The organism is Petropleomorpha daqingensis, assembly GCF_013408985.1.
Lineage (GTDB): Bacteria > Actinomycetota > Actinomycetes > Mycobacteriales > Geodermatophilaceae > Petropleomorpha > Petropleomorpha daqingensis.
Genome location: NZ_JACBZT010000001.1, coordinates 3,554,665 through 3,576,220, shown reverse-complemented (window position 1 = coordinate 3,576,220; position 21,556 = coordinate 3,554,665). Strand labels below are relative to the sequence as shown.

The following is a 21,556-nucleotide window of genomic DNA, read 5'->3' as shown; positions in this document are numbered from 1 at the left end:
TTCGGCGCGCCTGGGCCGTTCTGTCGTACCCGGGGTCCACGCTGTCCTCGTCCGGGAGCTCCAGGAGGAGGCGACGGCGGGATGAGGACCTACGACCCCGCGGACCGCATCTGCTACGTCCACCTGGCGCAGGAGCCCGCCGGTGACCGCTGCGACCGGCTGCCCGCCGGCTACGCGAACACGTTCCTCCGGCCGCGTCCGGCCGGGGCCCGGCCCGCTCTGGTGCTGCTGTCCGGAGGGTCCGACGGCGGCTCCTCCCAGGCGCCGGCGCTGCGCGTGGCCCGGTAGGCCGCGGGCGGAATTGCCGCGACGGCCTCGGGCGCGGGTGCGAAGGTGCCCGCATGCCGGCAGTCGTGCTCCTCGAGGGTCGCAGCGACGTGGCGGCGGTCCGAGCGGTGGCGACGACGTCCGGCCTGCCCCCCGACGCCTACCGGCTCGTCGACATGGGCGGGGTCACGAACATCCGCCGGCAGCTGGCCTCTCTCGGCGGCGAGCAGGTGCTCGGGATGTGCGACGCGGGCGAGGCGCACGTCGTCGCCCGAGCGCTCCGGATCGGCGAGGAAGAGCTGGCCGAGCACGGGTTCTCCGTGTGCGACGCCGACCTGGAGGACGAGCTCATCCGCGCCTGCGGGCACGACCGCGTCCTCGACGTCCTCGACCGGCTGGGTCTGGGCGAGCGGTTCGCGACCTTCCGGAACCAGCCGACGTGGCGCGGCCGTCCGCTGGGCGACCAGCTGCACCGGTTCGCGGGGACGACGTCGGGGCGCAAGTCGCTGTTCGCGGCCGCGCTGGCCGCCGAACTGGTGCCCGATCAGGTCCCGGAGCCGCTGAGCCGGCTGCTCGAGCGGATCGCGGAGGCCGCCCGGCGCACCAGCGCCCACGCGGTCAGCATCGCGACCACGCCGGCAGGCAGAGCGAGCCCGAGCGCGAAGCCGCCGAGGGCCAGATAGGCCGTCGCGAGGAGCAGCGCGAGCAGGACCAGGGTCGACCGCAGGCCAGGAGCAGGCGGTGCACCCCACGCCGGCGCGCGCGACAGATCGGGGTCGCAGTCGTGCAGGACGATCCCCACGCGCATCTCCTCCGGGCCACCCACCGTGACGTCGATCACACCGGAAGTTACGTGGCGGAACGCGATCGCTCAAGGGCTGCCGAGCAGGGCCGCCAGCGCCGCCCGGGCCGAGGCGTTGCGCGCGGCCAGATCGGTCAGCTCGGCGGCGAGGGTCCGCACCCACTCCTCCACCGGCACCTGCTTCCGGCTGAGGACGACGCCGCGCACGACCTGCTGCACCTCGGCCTCCGGCCAGCCGCGGGTCGCGGTGAGGGACAGCCGCCGCTCGGGGAAGGTCAGCCGCAGCGCCGTCGGCGTCCCCGGGCGGCCGGCCAGCCGGTCCCCCATCGTCCGGTCGTGGTCGACGTCGACCACGCCCTCGGGCAGCGCGTCGGCCAGGCTGCGGGTGAACACCCGCACGAACATGCCGACGTCGGACAGGTCGGCAGACGCGGTCAGCGCCGAGGCGACCAGGTCGACGGAGTCCGGCCCGAGCGGTTCCAGCGTCACGGCGCGTCCGTCAGGGGCAGCACCAGCGACGGCGTGGCGATCGTGTGGTCCTCGCGCAGCGGCCGGACGGCGGTGCCGATCGCGAAGAACTCGGTGGTGTGCCCGCCCCAGCGGTGCGGCAGCGACAGCAGCTGCACGCCGACGATCCCCTCGGCCTGCAGCGACTCGGCCTCGGCCTGCATCCGGCTCATCGCCAGCTCGCGGGCGTCGTAGAGCGCCTCGGTGAACTGCGGGATCTCCACGTTCTGCCCGGTGTTGCCGATCGCCTGCCAGAACCGCTGGTGGGCGATGTGGTAGACGCAGCTGCCCATCACCATGCCGAGCGGCGCGTAGCCCGCCTGCAGCAGCGTCCAGAAGTCCTGGCCGGACAGGTCCGAGGTGAACGGCTTGCTCTGGTTGTTGCGCCAGGAGAACCCGTCCGGCGTCCGGGCGTGCGCCTCGTCGGCCTTGACCGCCGTCCCGACGGCGATGAATTCGGCCAGGTCGGAGCCGAACTCCTTGAACTCGATGTCCAGCCGCACGCCGACGATCCCGTCGGCACCGAGCACGTCGGCCTCGGCCTCCATGCGGGTCATCGCCAGCTCGCGGGCGTGGTACATCGCCTGCGAGAGCGTCTCGAGCTCCTGGTTCCTGCTCCACCGGCCCATCTGGAAGCCGACGTGGTAGATCGAGCTGCCCAGCACCAGGCCGAGCGGCCGGAACCCGGCCTCCCGGACCAGCAGGAACTCGTTGACCGACAGGTCCGAGGTGAACAGCGTCGTCCGCTGCCCCGGCCGCATCTCGGCGAGCCTGCGCAGGGCGTCCTCGGGGACGCCGAGCTCGTTGGCCTCGATGGTCATGGGGCTCCCGGAGGCTCAGACCCGCCGCAGCGGGAGGACGGTCAGGGCTCGGGTCGGCGCGGTGCGCCCCCGGTGGAAGCGGACGAGCGTGGTGCCGAAGACGGTGGACTCGGCGACGTGGTCGCGGTGGCCCTCCGCCGGCTCGCGCTCCCAGATCTGCAGGTCCATGTGCGAGACGATCGCGCCCTCGGCGCCGGCCCGGGCGGTGTGCTCGGCGAACCGGGTCCGGGCGTCGTGCCGCACGTGCTGCACCAGCTCGGTGTAGCCGGAGACCTCGGTGTTGTAGCCCCACGCGCGGGCCTGCTGCTGGGTGGCGTAGTCGTCGTGGCGGATCGCGACCGAGATGCCGAACGCGATCGAGACCGGCACCCACCCGGCGTGCAGCAGCTTGGCGACGTCGGCGCCGGGCAGATCGGTGACGAACGGCCGCGGGGCGTGCACCGGGCCGGCGGCGCGGACGGCGGTGCCGAGCGCGACGAACTCCCGGTTGTCCTGCCCGAGGTGCTCGACGGAGAGCCGGACGCCGACGACGCCGTCGGCGCCCATCGCCTGGGCCTCGGTGAGCATGCGGTGCAGCGCGGTGTCGTAGCCGCGGTAGAGCGCGTCGACGTACGGCGCGAAGCCCGCGTAGCGCGCGCCGGAGCCGCTGGTCACGGTGCCCAGGCCCCAGCCCGCGCCGGGTCCCCAGTAGCCGCAGCCGCCGAACCCCGCCCAGCCGATGTGCTCGACCATGCAGCCCATGACCTCGCCGACCGGCGGCAGGCCGACGCCGGTGACGGCGGCGGCGCCCGGGACGTCGAGCAGCGACGTGTGCACCCCGTCGGCCTGGAACCGCGCCATGCGAGCGGCCGCCGCGGGAGGGAGACCGCGGCCGTCCCACTCCGTCATGGCGCGGACCCTAGCTCCGCTTCCTGGCAGCCTTCCTGGCCGCACGGGCCACGCGGGCGAAGGACCGCGGGGAGCCGTCCCGCGCGGGCAACCGGCCGGCGAGAGCGTCGTCGAGCAGCGTGCGGACCGTCTCCGCGGCATCGACCCGGTTGTCGCCGATGCCCCCGGACGAGCCCCGCTTGAACCAGCCGACGGAGTAGGCGCCCGGAGCCCCGGTGATCCGCCCGGCCTGGTGCGGCACGGTGCCGTTGGCCCGGTCGAAGGGCAGCCCGGGCACCTCGTGGCCGCCGTAGCCGATGGCGCTGACGACCGGCCCGGCCAGCAGCGTGCTGCCGTCGTCCAGGCACACCCCGCGGACGGCGTCGTCCCCGAGCATGCGGGTCACCGAGCTGGCGAAGCGCAGCACGATCCGGCGGCCCGGCTTCGGCGGTCCGGCGTGGTCGAACGACGCCCGCCGCACCCCCTGCAGCAGCGCCGCCTGGCTGCCGGGCGCAGCTGCGTCGATGGCCTCGCCGATCGCGGGGTCGGAGTCGTCGACGACCAGCTCCACGTCGGGCAGCCGGCGCAGCGCCAGGAGCTCGGGCCCCGTGTAGGCGGCGTGCTCCGGGCCGCGGCGGCCGAGCAGCACCACCTCGCGCACCGCCGAGGTCCGCAGCGCGTCCAGCGCGGCGTCGGCGATCTCGGTGCCCGCCAGCCGGTCGGGGTCGGTGCTGAGGATCCGGGCGACGTCGAGGGCGACGTTGCCGGTGCCGATGACCAGCGCCCGCTCGTCGTCCAGCCGGACGGCGTCGGCCGGCACGTCCGGGTGGCCGTTGTACCAGCCGACGAACTCCGGACCGGTGTGGATGCCGGGCAGGTCCTCCCCCGGCACCTCCAGCCGGCGGCCGGTGGCCGCGCCGACGGCGTAGACGACCGCGTCGAAGTGCCGGGCCAGCTCGTCGACGGGCACGTCGGTGCCGACGTCGACGCCGAGCACCGTGCGCACTCGGGGGTGGTCGTGCAGCCGGCCGAGCGTGCGCCCGATCCGCTTGGTGCTGGGGTGGTCGGGGGCCACGCCGTAGCGGATCAGCCCGCCCGGTGTCGAGAGCCGGTCGACGAAGGTGACGGTCGAGCGGGTGCGCAGCAGGAGCAGCTCGGCCGCGTACAGCCCGGCCGGCCCGGTGCCGACGACGGCGACGTCCAGACCCCGGAAGTCGCTGGGCAGCGACCAGTCGAAGCGCGCCTCGTCCCAGGCGTGGAACAGCGGCCCGGAGGCCACCGGCGACACCGGCTCCCGGCCGCGGTAGTAGTCGGCGTTGAGGTCGGCGTAGACCTGCTCGGCCTCGCTCAGCGCGTCCGCCGGGACGGCGGCGTCGACCGGGCAGGCGTCGGCGCAGGCGCCGCAGTCGATGCACACCGCCGGGTCGATGAACAGCATCGGCGGCTCGTCGAAGTCCGCGGCACCGGGCACCGGCGCGATGCAGTTGACCGGGCAGGCCGAGACGCAGGTGGCGTCCTTGCAGCAGTTCTGCGTGATGACGTAGGTCATGGCGGCGCGGTCAGAGCAGGTTCGCCCGTTTGTACATCTGCGCGGCCGGTGGTGTCAGCAGGCCGACGCCGTGCAGGAACTCCATGAGGTTGCGGCAGCTGGAGCGCAGCAGCGACGTGTAGTGCTCGTTCGCCGCGGCCTCGCGCTTGGCGCGGGCCACGTCCAGGCCGACGTCGGCGTAGACCTTCGGGCTGACCATGCTGGTCACGATGTGGTATGCGGCCGACGCGACGAGCATCGCGCTGACGTGCCGGCGCACCGGCCCGGCGCCCTTCATGCGCTCGGCCACCTCGTCGCGGGCGAACTTCATGTGCCGCGACTCCTCGACGACGTGGATGTTGTTGATCGTGCGCACGAACGGCGCCACCCGCTCGTCGCGCATCCAGTCGCGCTGCATGACGTCGAGGACCTCCTCGGCGACCAGGATCGCGGCGTAGGCCGCCTCGCCCCAGGCGACCGTCTTGAAGAACCGGCCCAGCTCCAGCACCTTGCGCGAGGGCAGGTAGGCCGGCGCGTCCAGCTTCTCCACGCCGCGGGCGAACATGATCGAGTGCCGGCACTCGTCGGCGATCTCGGTGAGCGCCCACTGGAACTCCGGCGACTTCCGGTCGGCGGTGTACATGTCCCGCAGCACCATCTGCTGCAGCACGATCTCGAACCAGATGCCGGTGCAGGCGACCGACGCCGACTCGTGGCGGGTGAGCTCGGCGCGCTTGCTCTCGCTCAGCTCGTCCCAGTAGGGCGTTCCGTAGAGGGTCGACCACTCGGGGCTGGCGCCGTGGTGGCTCCGGTCGAGCGGGGTGTCCCAGTCGACCTCGACCAGCGGGTCGTAGGAGAGCTCCTGGCTGGACTGCAGCAGGCGCTCCGCGATCGAGCCCTCGCGAGTGGTGGCGGTGTCGTCGATGGTGGTCATCGCGCTGTCCCAGGTCTCGGAGTCGTGATGGACGCGTCCGGTCGGTTACCCGTGACGCCTGGACATAGATAACCCGGTTCAGCGCATGTGACACCTCTCGATGTCAGATTCCTGCGCCCCCGACGAAGATCCTGGTCAGGCGTGCATCTCCGCCCGGTGCCGGGCCAGGACGTCGAGGCCGAAGTCGGCACCCGGATCGCGCCACACGGAGTGCGCGTGGTTCGCCCCGCGCTGGGTGTTGTCCCACTCGAGAAGCAGGCGCGGCCCCTGCAGCCGGTAGTAGTTCGGCGCCCCGGGCTCGGTCGACCCGGCCCAGGCGACGTGCACCGCGTCGAGGGCGGCGTCGTCGTCGTAGCGGGAGAGCACCGACACCTCGTCGGGGACCCGGCCGAGGTAGGTGCCGAGCAGCGCCCGCAGCATGCCCCGCTGCTCGGCGTCCAGCTCGGCGGCGGCGACCCCCTTGGGCGCCGCCGTGTACTCCAGCACCGCGTGGTCCTCGTCGCGGTAGCCCGCGGCCGCGTCGATGGCGTCGCTGGCGGCCCGCAGCTTGGCCCACTCGACCGGGTCGGCGAAGGCGCCCCGCCAGATCCCGGCCAGCGGGACCACCCGGTTCCCCGGCGCGACCGTCGTGCGGTTGGCGGTGACGAGGTCGGACGGCGGGGCCGGCAGCAGCACCGCGCGGTCGGCCAGCTCCGGCGGCAGCGACCGGACGAGGTCGCGCGCGAGGTCCTCGACCCGGCCCAGCGGCCGGTTGACCGCCCCGCCCAGCAGCGGCGACGTGGCCGGGTCGGCGCCGAGGAAGCACGGGGTCGTGGCGACCACCGCGCCGCCGACCACGAGGTTGTTCAGCGAGACGTGGTGGCCGCCGAACCGCCAGCCCCACGGCGCGCTCCCGCCGGGTTCGCCGAACACGCGCAGGTAGTACAGGCCCGGGTCACGACCGCGTTCCCGGTCGAACCGGGCGAGGAAGCCCTCGACCTGATCGAGCACGTTCTCCAGGCCGATGATCGTCGCGACCGTGACGTAGGCGGCCGCGGACAGGCCGGTGGAGACCAGCCGCATGGCGGCCCGCTGCTGGGCCGGCCGCTGCTCGTGGAAGGTCAGGCCGCCGTGGTCGGTCGGCGTGTAGAACCAGCGCCGGCGCTCGGCGTCGTCGTCGTCGGGCCCCGCGCCGACCGCGACCGTCCGCTGCCCCGGCTCGAGGCTGTCCAACCAGGAGCCGGCCGCCTCGGCCATCCGCCGCGCCACCGCCCGCGCTCCGGGGTCCACGGCGACGGCCATGGGGCAATCTAGTGCCCGCGCGCGACGCCGAGGTGGTCCCGCACGGCCTCGCCCAGCGCCACGGCGTCGGCGGCGACCGTCACGATCGTCGCCCCCTCGGCGGCGTACCCGCCTGCGTCGGTCCCGCTGTAGGCGTGCACGCCGACCGGCACCCCGGCGGCACGGGCCCGGGCGATGATCGAGGACAGGACCTCGCGCAGCTCGGCCCGGCGGTCGGCACCGGTCAGGCCCAAGGACAGGGAGAGGTCGCCCGGACCGACGTACACGCCGTCGATCCCCTCCACGGCGAGGACGGCGTCGAGATCGGCGAGCGCGGTCGCCGACTCGACCATGACGATCACCAGCGGCTGGTCGGCGCCGCCCGAGAGCCGCCCGATCGACCGGCCGCCGTCCGGGGCGTACCGGCAGGCGGCGACCACCTCGCGGGCGTGCTCGGCATCGCGCACGTTGGGCACGATCACGCCCCGGGCACCCAGGTCGAGCGGGCGGCCGACGTCGGCGAAGAACGGGCTGCGGGTCCGGACCAGCGGCACGGCGTCGGCGGAGCCGATCGCCGCCGCGACGCCCGGCAGCTCGGCCTCCGCGACCGCGCCGTGCTGCAGGTCGACGACGACGAAGTCCACCCCGGTCCGGGCCAGCACCTCGCCGGTCACCGCACCGGGCAGCGAGCTCCACACGCCGTGACAGGCCTGCCCGGCGGCCCACCGCTGACGCAGGTCGACGTCGGGGCCCGCCATCTACTTCTTCTTGCCGCTCTTCGCGGCCGCCTTCTTGGGGGCCTTGGCGGCGTCGGCCTTGGCCTTCTTCGCCGACGCCTTCGCCGGCTTGGCCGCCTTGGCCGGCTTCGCCGCCTTGCCGTCGGAGGGGGCAACGGCACTCGCCACCGCCGCTGGGACGGCCTGGGCGACCGAGGCCACCTCCGCCACGGCGGTGCGCGCGGTCCCCACCGCCGTCCCGGCCGCCTGGGTGACCACCTGCCGGAGACCCGCACCGGCCCGGAACACCGGCGCCACCGTGGCGCCGATCTGGATGGTCTCGCCGGTGGCCGGGTTGCGACCCGTGCGCGGCCCGCGCTCCCGCCGGTCGAAGGTGCCGAACCCGGCGAGGATCACCCGCTCCCCGCGCGCGAGGCCCTGCTGGATCTCCTCGAGCACACCGTTGACGGCGGCGATCGCCGCCTTGCGGTCGCCGTCGAACCGGTCGGTCAACCGCGACACCAGGTCGGTCTTGTTCACCGGGTGATCTCCTGCCGTGGGAGGGTGCGCCGCTCTGCGCACGGTGGGCCAAACCTAGCGGGACGGCCGCTGAGCAGGCACTTCACGAGCGCCTGGTGTCTGATCGGTGCATGGTCAGCGAGCCAGGGGTCGAGGGCCTCGGTCGGGCGGTGGGCGCGCTGCGGCAGTGGCAGGACGACGCCGCACCGTTCCAGCTGCACCCGGGCGACCTGGGCTGGTTCTGGCGGTTCGGTGCCGAGGCGACGGCCGCGGCGGTGCGGACCTGGAGCCGGGGCGGCGAGCTCGTCGCCGTCGGGCTGCTCGACGGTCCGACGCTGCTGCGCCTGGGGATCGCGCCGGGGCTCCAGCGGGACCCGGAGCTGGCCCGGCAGCTGATCACCGACCTGGGCGCCGTCCTCCCGCCGGGGCCGGCCTCGGTCGAGGCGCCGACGGGCGCACTGGTCGACGAGCGGCTGGCCGAGGAGGGCTGGTCGAGCGACGAGGTGTGGACGCCGCTGCGCCTCGAGCTCACCGAGCCGGTCGAGGAGCCGGGGGTCCGGATCGAGGTGGTCGGGCCTGAGCAGGCGGAGGTGCGGGCCGCCGTCCACCGGGCCGCGTTCGACCGCTCGACGTTCACCGACGGGTCCTGGCACGCGATGGCGGGCGGACCGGCGTACGCCGAGGCGCGCTGCCTGGTCGCCCACGACGACGGCGACGCGGTGGCGGCGGTGACCGTCTGGTCGGCCGGCCCGGGACGACCCGGGTTGCTCGAGCCGATGGGTGTGCACCGGGACCGCCGCGGGCGGGGCCACGGCCGGGCGATCTGCCTGGCCGCGGCCGCCGCGCTCCGCGACCTGGGCTCGTCGAGCGCGACCGTCTGCACACCGAGTGCCAACGTCGGCGGAATCGCCACGTACGAGTCCGCGGGGTTCCGGCGACTCCCCGAGAGACGCGACCGACGCCGGGACGCGCCGGGGCGTCAGCCGGACGCGGCGCCGTAGACGGAGGCGGGGCCTCCGGCGGCGATCAGCGCCATCAGGCCGGCGAGATCACCGGTGGCGTCCTCGCGGCGCAGCGACCGGCCCAGCAGGACGAGGCCGACCAGGACCAGGACCGCGGTGAGCACCAGGGCCGCGACGGACAGGCCGCTCACCAGTTGGCCGGCGGGTCGCTGGCCGGGAAGGACTGCAGCCCCCACTCCTCGACGATGTCGTCGGCCGTCCGCCGCCGGGGCGCGTCGGGGACGACCCGTCGTTCCAGGACCGCGACCCGGGCGAGTTCGGACTCCGGCGGCCTGACGAGGGTGAGAGGCACGCGTTCTCCTGTTCTCTTCGAGTGCTGGTGCCTCCAGCGTGCCCTCGGACATCGGGACGGACCACGGCCGCGGCCGGACGACTCGAACCCGCCCCGGTTGCCGACGACCGGCAAGCCCGCCGCTCACTGCTCGGCGGGCAGCGCCCTCCCGGGCCACTCGAGCAGCCGTGCACCGAGCACCGCCGCGTGCAGCGCGAACCGCTGGTCGGGCTGCGCGACGCTGTGGCCGGTCAGCTGCGCGACCCGGGCCAGCCGGTAGGTGACCGTCCGGACCGACACGTGCAGCCGGCGGGCGGCCTCGGTCGCGACCTCGCCGGCGGCGAAGTACTCGCGGAGGGTCTCCAGCAGCACGTCCGCACCGCCGCGCACCCGGTCCAGCGGGGTCAGCACGTCGCGGACCAGGTCGACGAGGGCCGCCTGGTCGCGGCCGAGCACCCGGTAGACGAGCAGGTCGCGGGCGTGCACCACGTCGGCGTCCAGGCCCAGCCGGTCGGCGAAGGTCAGCGCCTCCAGGGCCTCCTCGTAGGAGCGGGCCACACCGTAGGCGCCGGGGAACGCGCGTCCGGCAGCCACGCGCCACCGGCCGGGGAGCTCTCGCCGGCGCAGGTCCTGCTGGATCGCCGTCCCCACCTCGGGTGCGACGGACCCGCCGGGGGCGACGACGACCACCCGCCCGTCCTTGGTCGCCACCAGCACCTCGCGGTCGCCGAACCGCTCGACCACCGCCCGCTCCAGCGCGATCGCCACCCGGTCGGCCGCGCCGTCCTCGTCGAGCGGGGCGACCAGCGCGACCTGGTGCGGCTTGCCCAGATCGATGCCGAACGGCTCGGCCCGCACCACCATCCGGGAGACGTCGGCGTCCCCGCGCAGCAGGTCGTCGACGAACTCGACCCGCAGCGTCTCCTCCTGGCGGATCATCGCGCGGCGCTCCGCCTGGTGGCCGGCGACCAGCACGCTGATGGCGTCGTCGAGCACCCGGAGCACCGCCTCGGCGGCCCGGCGGACCTTCTCCGGATCGGACGAGCGCTCCACGACCGGCAGCTGCCGCCACAGCCGCCACGCCGCGGACAGGTAGAGGTCGACCGCGCGGCGCGCGGTGACGCCTTCGGCGGCGGCGCGCCGGCCGAGCTCGCGCACCGCGTCGAGCTCGAACGAGTCGGGACGGCGGCCGTTGATGGCCGCGTCGGCCAGCAGCGGCAGGTACTCCCCGAGCAGCTCCTCCGGCGCCGTGACGTCGGCGGCCGCCGCCGCCCCGACCGAGGCCAGCCAGTCGTCCACGCGCTCCACCTCCTGGCCTTTGCCGACGATCGGCAAGGACATCGTGCCGGGTCAGCGCAACGGGTCGAACGGCGCGAGCTCCGGCGGGGTCTCCCCCTTGAGCACGGCCTGGGACACCAGCTGGCCGGTGACCGGGCCCAGCGCGATGCCCCACATGCCGTGCCCGCCGGCGACGAACACCCGCGGCGACGCGGTCGCCCCCAGCAGCGGCAGCCCGTCGGGGGTGCAGGGCCGCGAGCCGACCCACTCGTTGCGCCGCTCGTCGAGGTCGACCCCGGTCAGGAAGGGGCGGACGGCGTCGACGATCGCCGCCACGCGGCGCGGGTCCAGAGGGTCGCCGGGACGGCGGAACTCCATCATCCCGGCCACGCGCAGCCGCTCCCCCAGCGGCGTGAGCGCCACTCGCTGGGTCGGGAAGTACAGCGGCCCGCGCGGCATCCGCTCCACGGGCACGCTGAAGCTGTAACCGCGGCCGGCCTGCACCGGGAACCGCACCCCGAAGGGCGCCGCCAGCCGGCCGAGGTCGGCGCCGGTGGCCACGACGACCGCGTCGTGCTGCAGCCGCTCACCCGCCGCCGTGACGACGGTGATCCCGCCCGTGCGGTGCTGCAGGTGCGCCACGTCGGCGCCCTGGACGACGACTCCGCCACGGGCCTGCACCGCGAAGGCGAGGCTGGGAACGAACTCCGGCGGGTGCAGGTAGCGCTGCCCGTGGATCTCCACTGCGGCGTCCACCCGGTCGGTCAGCACCGGCTCCATCGCCCGTACCCGCCAGCCGAGCAGCGGCGAGAAGCCGGTCTTCTGCCCCGCGTCGCGGATCTGCTCCAGCTCCGCGCACAGCCGCTGGGCGTCTCGTGCGGTGGCGAAGCAGGCGAGGAACGGTTCGGCCCGGTGGGTGGGGGCCATCACCCCGCCGGCGGCCAGGACGTCGAACGCCTCCAGTGCGCGCTGGTTGAGCGGCACCAAGGCGGCCATGCCGCGCCGCCACGCCCGGGCGGTGCTGTGCCGGACGAAGCCGGCGAGGAAGCGGGCCAGGGTGCGGTCGCCACTCGGCGGCAGGTACACCGGCGAGCGCGGGCTGAGCACCGCACGCAGCCCGTAGCGCAGCACCGCCGGCTCGGGCAGGGGCGCGGTCAGCGCGGGGGTCAGCCAGCCGGCGTTGCCCCAGGAGGCGCCGGCGGCGACCCGGTCGCGGTCGTAGACGGTGACCTGGGCGCCGGCCTCCTGCAGGAACCAGGCGGTGGACAGGCCGACCATGCCGGCCCCGATCACGGCGACGTCCACGTCAGCGCACCGAGGACTGGCAGGTCACGCAGCCGGCTGCGAACGGCCGGAACTTCAGCCGCTCGACGGGGATCGCGCCCCCGCAGTGCACGCAGGACCCGTACGTGCCCCCGGCGATCCGGTGCAGCGCCGCGTCGATCTCGTCGATCGTCAGCGCCAGGGAGGCGGCGCGGCTCTGGGCGACCGGATCGGGCACCGAGGTGGCCGCCTCGGCCAGGGCGAGCTCGCGCTGCCGGAGGCAGTCGGCGCGCTGCTCCTCGAGCAGGACCCGGAACGACTCCCACGCCGGCGAGCTGAGGGTGACGGACATGGCGCTCTCCTTCGGACAACGAGAAGGCGCGCCCACCGATCGGTGGGACGCGCCTGGGGACGTGAGCTGGGACGACGGGGTCAGCGCACTCCCGGGGGCGACCGGTCCTGACTGCGGTGCAGCGACGCCCTGCTGGTCATCCCGATCACCCCCTCTGCGACTGCGTCCCCGACGCCGGAACCCGACCATCCCGTCCTACCGGCGGCGCGAACAGGGCGGCCGCCGGTGAACCGGGAGCCCTCTCCGTTGCCGACGCCCGGCAACCGGCCCGCTCCTTGCCGGTGCTCGGCAAGCACTGCCGGTCCGGGATGGCCGACGCCGGCCCTGGTCGGGGCGTGGCCGCGCACGCACGATCGGAACCGAGGAGGTGGATCGTGCACACCGATCGGGAGGGTCTTCGCGCGCTCGCGGTCGGCGCGGTCGGCGTGGCGATCATGTTCGCCGCGGTCGGTGCGCCGCTCGCCGGATTCGTCGTCCTGCTGATCCCCCTAGGAGGTTGGCTGCTGTCGCGCTACGAGGACGGCGCGCCTCACGACGCCCGTTCGGCGAGGACCTCCGCGACGGCGTCGAGCACCGCCTCGCTGCCCGCGAAGGGCTCGGAAGAGCGCGGCCAGGAGATCACCACGTCGGTGTAACCCAGTTCCGCGGAGCGACCCAGCAGATGGCGGGCGTGGTCGGCGCCGGTCACCCGGAACGACTCCGCGTCGAGCAGCCGGACGAACCCGTCGGGTGCACCTCCTACGCCGGCGAGGAGGTCGTCCATCCGCGCCCCGGTGGCCGCGACGCCGGTCCACCACTCCGCCTCCGTGGTCGCCTCGGCGGGCCCCAGGGTCACCCACCCGTCGCCGGGCCGGCGCGCCGATGATGCGGCGAGCCGCATCGCCCGGGGACCGTTCGCCGCGATCAGCAGCGGCGGCCGCGGCTGTTGACGGGGGCCGGGGATCATGCGGGCGTCGACGGCCTGGAAGTACGCGCCCGACCACGTCGTCCGCTGCTGGCTCAGCAGGAGGTCGAGGAGCTCGCGGAACTCGGCGAACCGGTCGAACCGCTGCGCGGGCGTCAGCGCGGGGCCACCGAGGACGGCGGCGTCGAATCCCGGGCCGCCGGCTCCCAGCGCGACGGAGAGCCGGCCGTCGGAGATGACGTCCAGGGTCATCAGGTCCTTGGCCAGCGGCACCGGGTGGCGGAAGTTCGGGGAGGTCACCAGGGTGCCCAGCCGGATCCGCGTCGTCGCCAGGGCCGCCGCGACGAGGGTGGGGATCGTGGCGTGCCAGGGCCCGCCGGCCAGGGACCGCCACGCGAGGTGGTCGAAGGTCCACGCGTGGTCGAATCCGTGCTCCTCGGCCCGCTGCCACCGCTGCCGGTCCTCCGCCCAGTCCAGCTCGGGCAGCAGGACGATCCCCACGCGCATGCCGGTCAGCCTCTCAGGAACCCCCGCCCTCACTGCGACGAGGACCGGCCCCTGCCCGGACTCGCCGGGCAGGGGCCGCTTCGTGCCTGTGCCGCGCTCAGGCGGCGGGGATCACTTGGTCTGGACGGTGATGGTGGAGATGCCGACGACCAGGCCACCCTTGACGGCATCGGTGCTGAAGGTCTGGTCGAGCAGCTGGGCGGCCTCCGGCGAGATGGTGACGGTGGTACCGGAGAGCACCGCGGAACCGTCGGAGTTCATCGTGATCGGCTCGAGCGTGCTGCCGTTGAGATCGAAGATCGGGGCGCTCGGCGCGGCCAGCTGACCGTTGACGGTCACGTCGCCGAAGACCCGGGCCGGGTTGCCGGGGTCGACGGTGAAGTTGGTCAGCTGGACCGTGGTGCCGCCGGCCGCGAGGGACAGCCCGCTGCCCTCGTGCAGCAGCACGCCCTGCACGTAGGGCCGGTAGCCGGTCGTCTTGTCGTAGAGCGTCACGGTGCCGCCGGTGATCGGGAAGGTCACCGTGGTGCCGTCGAGCGCGGCGTTGCCGACCGTGCCGGGCGTCAGGCCGAGCTGGGTCAGCGCCGCGACGAAACCCTGGTCCAGGGCCACCGAGGTGGTGCCGCCGGGGACGGCCGCCACGGTCGCGGTCGGCTCCGGAGCCGTGTGTCCGGAGCTGCTGCTGGTCGTGGACGCGGCCGCCGAGGTGCCGGAATCGCTGCTGCAGGCGCCGAGTCCGAACACGGCGCTCGCGGCGATCGCGGTGGCGATCGTGCCCTTGGCCAGGAGGGTGGTGCGGCTCATCGAGTTACCCCTTCGGAAATTGATTGACGTCAACAAGATTTGGCGTCATCTACCACTGGGGGTTCGCAGCCGACCCGCGATCCGGATGTACCGGAGCGGCATCGATCACGTGGCGGGGCTCCGGCGGCTCGCCGCGACGGCCCAGAGGGCCGTGACGACCAGGATCGCGGCGTCGATCAGCAGCAGGTTGCGCCCGTAGTCGCGGGGCAGGAAGGACGGGTTCGCCGGGTCGCGGCCCGGCGCGAACACGAAGGGCAGGGCCACGAGGGTGAGCACCCCGGTGACGGCGCCCCCGACGACCAACGGGGGGCGGGCCGCCGCAGGCAGGAACCTGGTGGTCAGCCAGCCCAGGCCGATCCAGATCGGCGCGATGACGAGGTCGTGGAGCAGGGCGCTCCCGATGAACCAGGTGGCCCAGGCGGACAGCGGCACGCTGTTCCCGGCGGTCAGCAGCCCGACCGCGCCGTAGCCGACGGCGGCCAGCCCAGGGACCACGAACAGCCAGCGCCACCACGGGCCCCGTGCCGGCGTGGGCGGGCGCGACGTCGACGTGGGTTCGCTCATGCCGGTCGCACCCGGTGCACCCATTTGGTCTGCAGCACGCCGGGTCGGTTCGGCGCGATCAGCCGGACGGGGTAGCCGTGGTCGGCGGCCAGGACCTCTCCGTTCAGCCGGGTGGCGAGCAGCGTCAGCGGACTGCGCACGTGCGGGGCGGCCACGGTCGACGTCCGGTAGAGACCGCCTTGCTGCAGCGACTCGACGACGACCGGGGTGCCGGCCGGGAGGCCGGCGGCCGCCAGGACATCCATGAGCCGGACGCCGGTCCAGCCGGCCTCTGCGCTCCAGCCCTCGACGCAGGTGATCGGCAGCCGGACGGTGCGCTGCGGAAGCCGGCCCAGGTCGTCGAGCGTCAGCTGCAGCGGCGTCGGGCCGTCGACCAGCAGCCGGTAGTCCGGTCCGACGTCGGTGACCCTGGCCCTGCGGGCGGTCTGCCGCACCGGCAGGCCCTGCGGCCCGATCCCGGGAACCCGGGGTGAGAGCAGCGAGACGCTCGCCAGCGGGGACAGCGTCTGACCCACCGTCGCGAGGGTGACGGCTCCGACACCGAGCCCCGCGGCGAGCACGAAGGCGCGCCGGCCCACCGTGGGGACCCCGTCGTCGGGAGCGGCGTCGTCCGAGCGGACCGGGAGCGACGGCGCTGCACCGCGACGGGCCAGTCCCCGGCGGATCTGCGGTGCCTTCGCACCGACGTGCACGGCGACCGCCCCGATCGCGATCCAGCCCGTCCAGTAGTGCGCGGTCGTGAAGAAGAAGCCGAAGGGATACCACTCGGCGATGTTGATCAGCCCGGTGAGCAGCTGCATGGCCCCGGCGCCGACCAGGACGAGGATCGAGAGCCGGCTGATCAGCCGGGCCGGGGTGCCGGCCGGTGGCCATTCGAACAGCTTGGGGTAGACGGTCCACAGCTTGACCAGGAACAGCGGGATCGCCGCGAGGCCCGTCGCGACGTGCACCCCCTGGGTGAGCCGGTAGAGCCAGCTCGGCGAGGCCGGCCACCAGAACCAGCCCGGTGGATGCTGGATGAGGTGGCTGGTCAGGCCGGTGACGAAGCAGACCGCGAACGCGATGCCGAGCCAGACACCGACCCGCGCCGCGCGCCGCTCCGAGTGCAAGGGGCTGGGGAAGGCACCCGCGCGGAACGGCCCGCGGCGCAGCCCGTCCGGAGGACCAGGGAGGCGGGCACCGAGCAACCGGTCCAGCCGGGCGCTCACGCGGCCCGCTCCAGCTCGTCGACGATCCCGCTCACGGTTCTCGCGATGCGGCTGGTCGGCGGGCAGCGCGCCGCGACTGCCAGCGCCTGGGGGAACTCGTCGATGTCGGTGAGGGTGGGCAGGTCGGTGACGGTCAGCCCGGCGTCCTCGAGCGCCGCGCGGGTGCGCGAGCCGGTGTCCGCCCGCGACATCGGCACCCGGGGCAGCACCTGCGCCGGCTCGGCCGAGTGCAGGCCGAGTGCCCACCAACCGCCGTCGGTCGACGGGCCGAGTGCCGCCGCCCCGGGTCCGGCGGTCGCCAAGTGCTCGAGGCAGCGGTCGAGCAGGGCCGGTGAGACCTGCGGGGTGTCCATCCCGATCAGCAGGGTGGGGAGCGGCCCGCCGGGCAGGGCGGCGGAGAAGGCGGCGGCCAGCCGGGTGCCCAGGTCTCCCTGGGCCTGCGGGACGACGACGCAGCCGCTCAGGTCGAGCAGGCCCGGATCGCCGTCCAGCGCGACGACGACGCGAGCGTCCGGCACGGACCGAACGACGTCGAGCGTGTCACCGACGGCGGCGGCGGCGATCGCTGCCGCCTGCTCGGGGCTGCAGGGTGGGGCCAGGCGGGTCTTGCTGCGGCCGGGCACCGGCGCCTTCGTGATCACCAGGATCTGCCTCGGGCTCATCGGGCGAGGACCGACCGCATGTCGCGCACCGTGCGCACGGTCCCGCGCAGCGTGCCGGTCACCTTCGACCGGCTCCCGGGGGTGCGCAGCCCGTAGTCGACGTCGACCTCGCGTATCCGCCAGCCTGCGGCGGCCGCCCTCGTCACCATCTCCAGCGGGTAGCCGAACCTCCGGTCGGTGAGACCCAGGCCGAGTAGCTCAGTGCGGGAGGCGGCTCGCATCGGGCCCAGGTCCCGCAGCGACAGGCCGGTGCTGCGACGGAGCCTGCGGGCGAGGACGGCGTTGCCCAGTCGCGCGTGCACGGGCCATGCGCCGCGGACCGGTCGGCGCCGGCCGAGGACCAGGTCGTCGTTCCCGGCGAGCACGGGGTCGGCCACGCGCGGGAGCTGGGCGGGATCCATCGACCCGTCGGCGTCGCAGAAGCACACGACGTCGGCGGTCGCCGCCTCGAGTCCTGCGTGCGCGGCGGCGCCGAAGCCGCGCTGAGGCACCGGCACGACCAGTGCGCCGTGCGCGGCGGCCACCTCGGCCGATCCGTCGGTCGAGCCGTTGTCGGCGACGATCGCGCGGTACCCGTCGGGCAGCCGGGACAGCACCCACGGCAGGGACGCGGCCTCGTCCAGGCACGGTAGGACGACGTCCACGTGGATTCTCTCGGGGGCGGGCACTGGGTGTGTTCGCGCCGCTGCCCTGTGCCGGTTCACCACGGTGTGCGCACCGTGATCTCGACCAGCAGCCCGACCACGGCGGCCGCGACCAGCCAGGGCTGGCGCCGGCTGTCCGGGATGGTCGCGGTCGCCGGGAGCAGCCAGACGACGAACGGCAGCCAGATCCGCTCGGTCTCCCCGAGCACCAGCCCGGAGCTGACGCTGACCGCCATCGCGCCCAGCGCGGCCAGCGGGAGCCAGCGCAGCGCTCCCCGGCGCAGGCCGGCCAGCCCGGCGACCACGGCCGGGCCGGCGGCGACGGCACCGGCGGCGACGTCGGCGAACAGGAAGTACTCGCCCGGTCTGCCTGCATACGCCGCGCCGTCCCGCACCCGTTGCGCGTCCACCGGCAGAGCGCTGAACCAGTCGTAGCCGCCCAGGCGGAAGACCGCGAACACCACGGTCACGCCGATCCCGGCGATCGCCAGCACGCGGAGCACCGCGACCCAGCCGATCCGTCGCCGCTGAACGACGACGACGGTCAGCGCGATCAGCCCGGCCGCGACCAGGCCGAAGGACAGGAAGAGGCTGCCGCCGAGCAGCAGACCGCCTGCCAGCGCCCGCACATCAGCAGCAGGGCCCCGCCGGCGCCGGGCGGCCGTCGCGAGTGCCGCGACGCCGCAGGCGCTGACCCCGGCGAAGAACGCGTCCGCGCTGGTGGCGATCCACACCGCGGCCGGCACGAGCACGGCGAACGGGGCGACCGTGCGCGCCGCCGTCTCGTCCGCCACGGCACGCACGGTGATGAGCACGGCTGCCACGGCGAGCGAGCCGCCGGCGATGCACAGCGCGGCCGCCCAGCCCGGACCGCTCAGCCCGATCCGGTCGAGCAGCACGAAGGTCAGCAGTGCCCCCGGCGGATGGCCGGCCACGTGCGTCGTCCAGTGGTCAGCGGCGGTGACCGGCACGTGGTCGACGAACGTGGACAGCAGGGTGCCGAGACCACGCACCCGCGGCACGTCGTGCAGGTAGTCGTGGCGGCTGAGCAGCGGCGCGACGAGCCGATCCCAGCCGCTGCTCAGTGCGAGGGTCACCGCCCAGAGGGCGCTGCCCGCCGCGGCGATCACGAGCAGGGGCTGCCACCGCAGCCGCGCAGCCAGCGCCGGCCCCCAGACGACGATCGCCGTGGCCACCCCGAGCGGCAGCAGCACGCGGGGGGTCAGCACCACGGCGAACCGGCCGACGAGCAGGTAGCCGCCGGCGAGGCTCAGGTTCGTGCCGGTGCGCGTGAGGTGCCGGCCGGTGAACCACACCGCGGCGACGAACACCGCGACGGCAGCGACCAGCAGCACGGGCCGCCGGCCCCGTTCCTGCGGCGCCGTCTCGGCTCGGACGGGCGAGGTCTCCAGCTGCGGGGTGCTCATGCCACTGCGCCACGCAGCGGCGCGGTGGCGAACGAGCGGACGCCGTCCTCGAAGGCCGTTCCTGCCCGGAAGCCCAGCTCCTCGGCCGCACGCTCCGGACTGGCGACCACGTGCCGGACGTCGCCCACCCGGTACTCGCCGGTGACCTGCGGCGCCGGACCGCCGAAGGCATCGGCGAGAGCGCGGGCCATGTCGCCCACCGAGCGCGGGGTGCCCGACGCCACGTTGTAGGCCCGCAGGCAGTGATCGGCGCCGCCCCGGGTCAGCGCCGTCCGGTTGGCGGTCGCGACGTCTCGGACGTGCACGAAGTCCCGCTGCTGAGCGCCGTCCTCGAACACCCGTGGCGCCCGACCGGCCTCCAGGGCGCTCCGGAACAGCGCCGCCACGCCGGAGTACGGGGTGTCGCGCGGCATCCGCGGTCCGTAGACGTTGTGGTAGCGCAGCGCCACGGCACTGCCACCGGTCGAGGCAGCCCAGACCCCGGCCAGCTGTTCCTGCGCCAGCTTGGTGACCGCGTAGGTGTTGCGCGGGTCGGGGACGTCGTCCTCGGTCACCCGCTCCCAGGCCAGTTGGCGGCCGCACAGCGGACAGGGAGGCTCGAAACGGCCGGCGTCCAGATCGGCGCGCCGTCGCGCCGCCGCCCGCACCGGGCCGTGCTCGGGGCAGCGGTAGCGGCCCTCCCCGTAGACGACCATCGAGCCGGCGAGGACCAGGCGTCCGACACCCGCGGAGGCCATCCCGGAGAGCAGCACCGCGGTACCGACGCCGTTGATGCCGGCGTAGTCGGGCATGTCACCGATGTCGATGCCGAGGCCGACCATGGCCGCCTGGTGGCAGACCACGTTGACCCCGTCGAGCGCGCGCCGCACGACGCCGGCGTCCCGCACATCGCCCACCACCATCTCGACGCCATGCGGAACCGGCGGTGGCGGAGAACCGGGTGGATGGACCGCGGGCAGCAGCGCGTCGAGCACACGCACCTCGATGCCCGCGTCCAGGAACTCCTCGACGACGTGCGAACCGATGAAGCCACAGCCACCGGTGACGAGCACTCGCACCGCTCAGCCCCTGCCACGGACGAGGGACAGGGCGGCGAACGAGCGACCGTGGTGCTGCCACGCGTCGTCGACGTGCAGACCCGCCGCGCGAGCCGCCCCGTCGATCGCGTCCGGGCCCAGGTCCGCCCAGGGGAACCAGCCCCCGTTCTGCGTGTCGCTCTCGAGGCGGAGCAGCCCCGTGCGCAGGCCCGTCGCCCCGGTGCGCAGCTCGGCCAGGATCGTGCCGCGGGGATCGATCAGCTCCCGGCACCGGGCCAGGAGCGCAACCGGATCACCACCGATCCCGACGTTGCCGTCGGCGAGCAGCACCGTGTCCCACCGCCCCTCCCCCGGCAGCGGATCGAAGACCGAGCGGTGGAAGACGGCGGCGCTGGTCCGCCGAGCCAGCGCGACGGCTGCTGCCGAGGTGTCGACGCCCGCCGTCTGACGGCGTTGCCTGGTCAGCTCGGTCACCAGCCGACCCGGCCCGCAGCCGACGTCCAGGACCATGCCGTGGCTGCGGCGGAGCAGGGCGAGGTCGGTCGGATCCGCAGGCCCGCACCACCGGTGCAGCTGCGCTCCCAGCGAGGATCGCTCGCCGTCCTCCCACCGGGAATACCAGTGCCGGACACCGCCGGGCCGGCGCATCGAGCGCAGCGCAGCGGCGTAGAGGTCGTGCATCTGGGTGCTCAGAACCCTCTCCGATCGACCAGGGCGCCGGCCCCCCGGTCTCGAAGGCTCCTGCGACAGCGTCACCCAGCCTTCGCACGCTCGGGTGGTTCCGGTTCACGCCCGTCCGGTCGTCGGTGATGAGGTCAGCTCGTGGGTGTGACCTGAGCGGTGACCACGCACGACCCGCTGTTGTCGCCCGAGAGCGCGAACGTGACGGTGAACGTCGTGCTGCCCTGCGTCACGAGCAGATTCCCGGTCGTGAGCCCGGCCTGCTGCCCGAACGTGGTCGTGCCCTGGAAGCTCACGGATCCGGTCGACAGCGGATCCAGGGCGTCGGAGCCGTTGTCGAAGTAGGCCTGGCTCCCGGAGGTGGGCGCGACGAACCCTCGGACGACGATGCCGGTCGCCCCGGGCCTGTTTGCGACCCTCATCTCCGGCGCGGATCCGCAGAAGGCCTCCACCTCGGCCTGGCCGCCGTTGAAGATCCGGTCACCTTCGGCAGCGGGCGTTCCGATGACGGAGAAGGGCTGCGCGCCGGAGCTGCCCGCCGCGCCCTGGGGACCGACGAGGCTCGTCCCCGGCGTCGGCCACACGCCGTTCGCCTTCGGCCCGTACAGCGTGGTGGTCGCCGTGTCGATGTAGAAGTCGCCGTCGTGCCCGACGGAGTTCGCCGGAGCGCCCGATCCGTTGAGCACGGAGGCTCCGTCCTTGCCCGGAGAC

The 21,556-nt window shown here is 74.5% G+C and carries 26 protein-coding genes; 3 read left to right on the top strand and 23 right to left on the bottom strand.

Going from position 1 to position 21,556, the window contains the following annotated elements:
• Positions 1–81 precede the first annotated feature (81 nt).
• Together GGQ55_RS17735 and GGQ55_RS17730 are read left to right on the top strand one after the other, a co-directional pair.
• Positions 82–288 (top strand): hypothetical protein, encoded by a 207-nt coding sequence (locus GGQ55_RS17735; RefSeq protein WP_179718956.1) that lies wholly within the window; start codon positions 82–84, stop codon positions 286–288.
• Between the two features lie 53 nt (positions 289–341).
• Positions 342–950 (top strand): hypothetical protein, encoded by a 609-nt coding sequence (locus GGQ55_RS17730; protein ID WP_179718954.1) that lies wholly within the window; start codon positions 342–344, stop codon positions 948–950.
• Positions 951–1,138: 188 nt separating this feature from the next.
• Here the strand turns inward: GGQ55_RS17730 and GGQ55_RS17725 are convergent, their stop codons facing one another.
• The 8 genes from GGQ55_RS17725 to GGQ55_RS28525 all read right to left on the bottom strand — a co-directional run bounded on the left by GGQ55_RS17725 (position 1,139) and on the right by GGQ55_RS28525 (position 8,242).
• Positions 1,139–1,558: a hypothetical protein gene (locus GGQ55_RS17725; protein WP_179718952.1), complete on the bottom strand. Its 420-nt coding sequence runs from the start codon at positions 1,556–1,558 to the stop codon at positions 1,139–1,141.
• Positions 1,555–2,397 (bottom strand): heavy metal-binding domain-containing protein, encoded by an 843-nt coding sequence (locus tag GGQ55_RS17720; RefSeq protein ID WP_179718949.1) that lies wholly within the window; start codon positions 2,395–2,397, stop codon positions 1,555–1,557. The genes GGQ55_RS17725 and GGQ55_RS17720 overlap by 4 nt, the downstream gene beginning before the upstream one ends.
• Positions 2,398–2,412: 15 nt before the next feature.
• Positions 2,413–3,285 (bottom strand): heavy metal-binding domain-containing protein, encoded by an 873-nt coding sequence (locus GGQ55_RS17715; protein ID WP_179718947.1) that lies wholly within the window; start codon positions 3,283–3,285, stop codon positions 2,413–2,415.
• 10 nt (positions 3,286–3,295) lie between these two features.
• The gene (locus GGQ55_RS17710; RefSeq protein ID WP_179718945.1) at positions 3,296–4,813 is read right to left on the bottom strand and encodes an FAD-dependent oxidoreductase; all 1,518 of its coding nucleotides are present in this window, start codon (positions 4,811–4,813) and stop codon (positions 3,296–3,298) included.
• 10 nt (positions 4,814–4,823) lie between these two features.
• Entirely contained in the window at positions 4,824–5,726 is a 903-nt protein-coding gene (locus GGQ55_RS17705) for an AurF N-oxygenase family protein (protein ID WP_179718943.1), read from the bottom strand.
• Between the two features lie 135 nt (positions 5,727–5,861).
• A complete protein-coding gene (locus GGQ55_RS17700; RefSeq protein WP_218859324.1) occupies positions 5,862–7,007 on the bottom strand; it encodes a DUF3500 domain-containing protein in 1,146 nt (381 codons plus the stop codon).
• A gap of 8 nt (positions 7,008–7,015) precedes the next feature.
• A complete protein-coding gene (locus tag GGQ55_RS17695) occupies positions 7,016–7,744 on the bottom strand; it encodes an HpcH/HpaI aldolase family protein (RefSeq protein ID WP_179718941.1) in 729 nt (242 codons plus the stop codon).
• On the bottom strand, positions 7,745–8,242 hold the full coding sequence (locus GGQ55_RS28525) for an HU family DNA-binding protein (RefSeq protein ID WP_179718939.1): 498 nt from the start codon (positions 8,240–8,242) through the stop codon (positions 7,745–7,747).
• Between the two features lie 110 nt (positions 8,243–8,352).
• Here GGQ55_RS28525 and GGQ55_RS17685 point away from each other — a divergent pair, with 110 nt between their 5' ends.
• Positions 8,353–9,222: a GNAT family N-acetyltransferase gene (locus GGQ55_RS17685; protein WP_179718937.1), complete on the top strand. Its 870-nt coding sequence runs from the start codon at positions 8,353–8,355 to the stop codon at positions 9,220–9,222.
• Here the strand turns inward: GGQ55_RS17685 and GGQ55_RS17680 are convergent.
• The 15 genes from GGQ55_RS17680 to GGQ55_RS17610 all read right to left on the bottom strand — a co-directional run bounded on the left by GGQ55_RS17680 (position 9,201) and on the right by GGQ55_RS17610 (position 21,531).
• Positions 9,201–9,374 (bottom strand): hypothetical protein, encoded by a 174-nt coding sequence (locus tag GGQ55_RS17680; RefSeq protein WP_179718935.1) that lies wholly within the window; start codon positions 9,372–9,374, stop codon positions 9,201–9,203. The two genes, GGQ55_RS17685 and GGQ55_RS17680, sit on opposite strands and share 22 nt — an antisense overlap.
• Positions 9,371–9,535, bottom strand: a complete 165-nt coding sequence (locus GGQ55_RS17675) for a hypothetical protein (RefSeq protein WP_179718933.1) — start codon at positions 9,533–9,535, stop codon at positions 9,371–9,373. Before GGQ55_RS17675 ends, GGQ55_RS17680 begins: the two co-directional genes overlap by 4 nt.
• Before the next feature lie 123 nt (positions 9,536–9,658).
• Positions 9,659–10,813 carry a PucR family transcriptional regulator gene (locus tag GGQ55_RS17670; RefSeq protein WP_366489599.1) on the bottom strand — a complete coding sequence of 385 codons (1,155 nt, stop codon included), beginning with the start codon at positions 10,811–10,813 and terminating at the stop codon, positions 9,659–9,661.
• A 51-nt stretch (positions 10,814–10,864) separates the two neighbouring features.
• A complete protein-coding gene (locus tag GGQ55_RS17665; RefSeq protein ID WP_218859323.1) occupies positions 10,865–12,097 on the bottom strand; it encodes an NAD(P)/FAD-dependent oxidoreductase in 1,233 nt (410 codons plus the stop codon).
• 1 nt (position 12,098) lies between these two features.
• Positions 12,099–12,407, bottom strand: coding sequence for a TraR/DksA family transcriptional regulator (locus GGQ55_RS17660; protein ID WP_179718929.1), 309 nt, complete (start codon positions 12,405–12,407; stop codon positions 12,099–12,101).
• Between the two features lie 529 nt (positions 12,408–12,936).
• Positions 12,937–13,818, bottom strand: coding sequence for an LLM class flavin-dependent oxidoreductase (locus tag GGQ55_RS17655; protein ID WP_179718927.1), 882 nt, complete (start codon positions 13,816–13,818; stop codon positions 12,937–12,939).
• 111 nt (positions 13,819–13,929) lie between these two features.
• Positions 13,930–14,622, bottom strand: coding sequence for a hypothetical protein (locus GGQ55_RS17650; RefSeq protein WP_179718925.1), 693 nt, complete (start codon positions 14,620–14,622; stop codon positions 13,930–13,932).
• Positions 14,623–14,727: 105 nt separating this feature from the next.
• Positions 14,728–15,186: a hypothetical protein gene (locus GGQ55_RS17645; RefSeq protein ID WP_179718923.1), complete on the bottom strand. Its 459-nt coding sequence runs from the start codon at positions 15,184–15,186 to the stop codon at positions 14,728–14,730.
• The gene (locus GGQ55_RS17640) at positions 15,183–16,394 is read right to left on the bottom strand and encodes a molybdopterin-dependent oxidoreductase (protein WP_179718921.1); all 1,212 of its coding nucleotides are present in this window, start codon (positions 16,392–16,394) and stop codon (positions 15,183–15,185) included. The genes GGQ55_RS17645 and GGQ55_RS17640 overlap by 4 nt, the downstream gene beginning before the upstream one ends.
• Positions 16,391–17,056 (bottom strand): TIGR04282 family arsenosugar biosynthesis glycosyltransferase, encoded by a 666-nt coding sequence (locus GGQ55_RS17635; RefSeq protein WP_179718919.1) that lies wholly within the window; start codon positions 17,054–17,056, stop codon positions 16,391–16,393. Before GGQ55_RS17635 ends, GGQ55_RS17640 begins: the two co-directional genes overlap by 4 nt.
• The gene (locus tag GGQ55_RS17630; protein ID WP_179718917.1) at positions 17,053–17,700 is read right to left on the bottom strand and encodes a glycosyltransferase family 2 protein; all 648 of its coding nucleotides are present in this window, start codon (positions 17,698–17,700) and stop codon (positions 17,053–17,055) included. The genes GGQ55_RS17635 and GGQ55_RS17630 overlap by 4 nt, the downstream gene beginning before the upstream one ends.
• A 56-nt stretch (positions 17,701–17,756) precedes the next feature.
• Positions 17,757–19,127 carry a hypothetical protein gene (locus tag GGQ55_RS17625; protein WP_179718915.1) on the bottom strand — a complete coding sequence of 457 codons (1,371 nt, stop codon included), beginning with the start codon at positions 19,125–19,127 and terminating at the stop codon, positions 17,757–17,759.
• Positions 19,124–20,185, bottom strand: coding sequence for an NAD-dependent epimerase/dehydratase family protein (locus tag GGQ55_RS17620; RefSeq protein ID WP_179718913.1), 1,062 nt, complete (start codon positions 20,183–20,185; stop codon positions 19,124–19,126). The genes GGQ55_RS17625 and GGQ55_RS17620 overlap by 4 nt, the downstream gene beginning before the upstream one ends.
• Positions 20,186–20,188: 3 nt before the next feature.
• On the bottom strand, positions 20,189–20,845 hold the full coding sequence (locus GGQ55_RS17615) for a methyltransferase domain-containing protein (protein WP_179718910.1): 657 nt from the start codon (positions 20,843–20,845) through the stop codon (positions 20,189–20,191).
• Positions 20,846–20,979: 134 nt separating this feature from the next.
• A complete protein-coding gene (locus tag GGQ55_RS17610; RefSeq protein ID WP_179718908.1) occupies positions 20,980–21,531 on the bottom strand; it encodes a hypothetical protein in 552 nt (183 codons plus the stop codon).
• Positions 21,532–21,556: the final 25 nt, after the last annotated feature.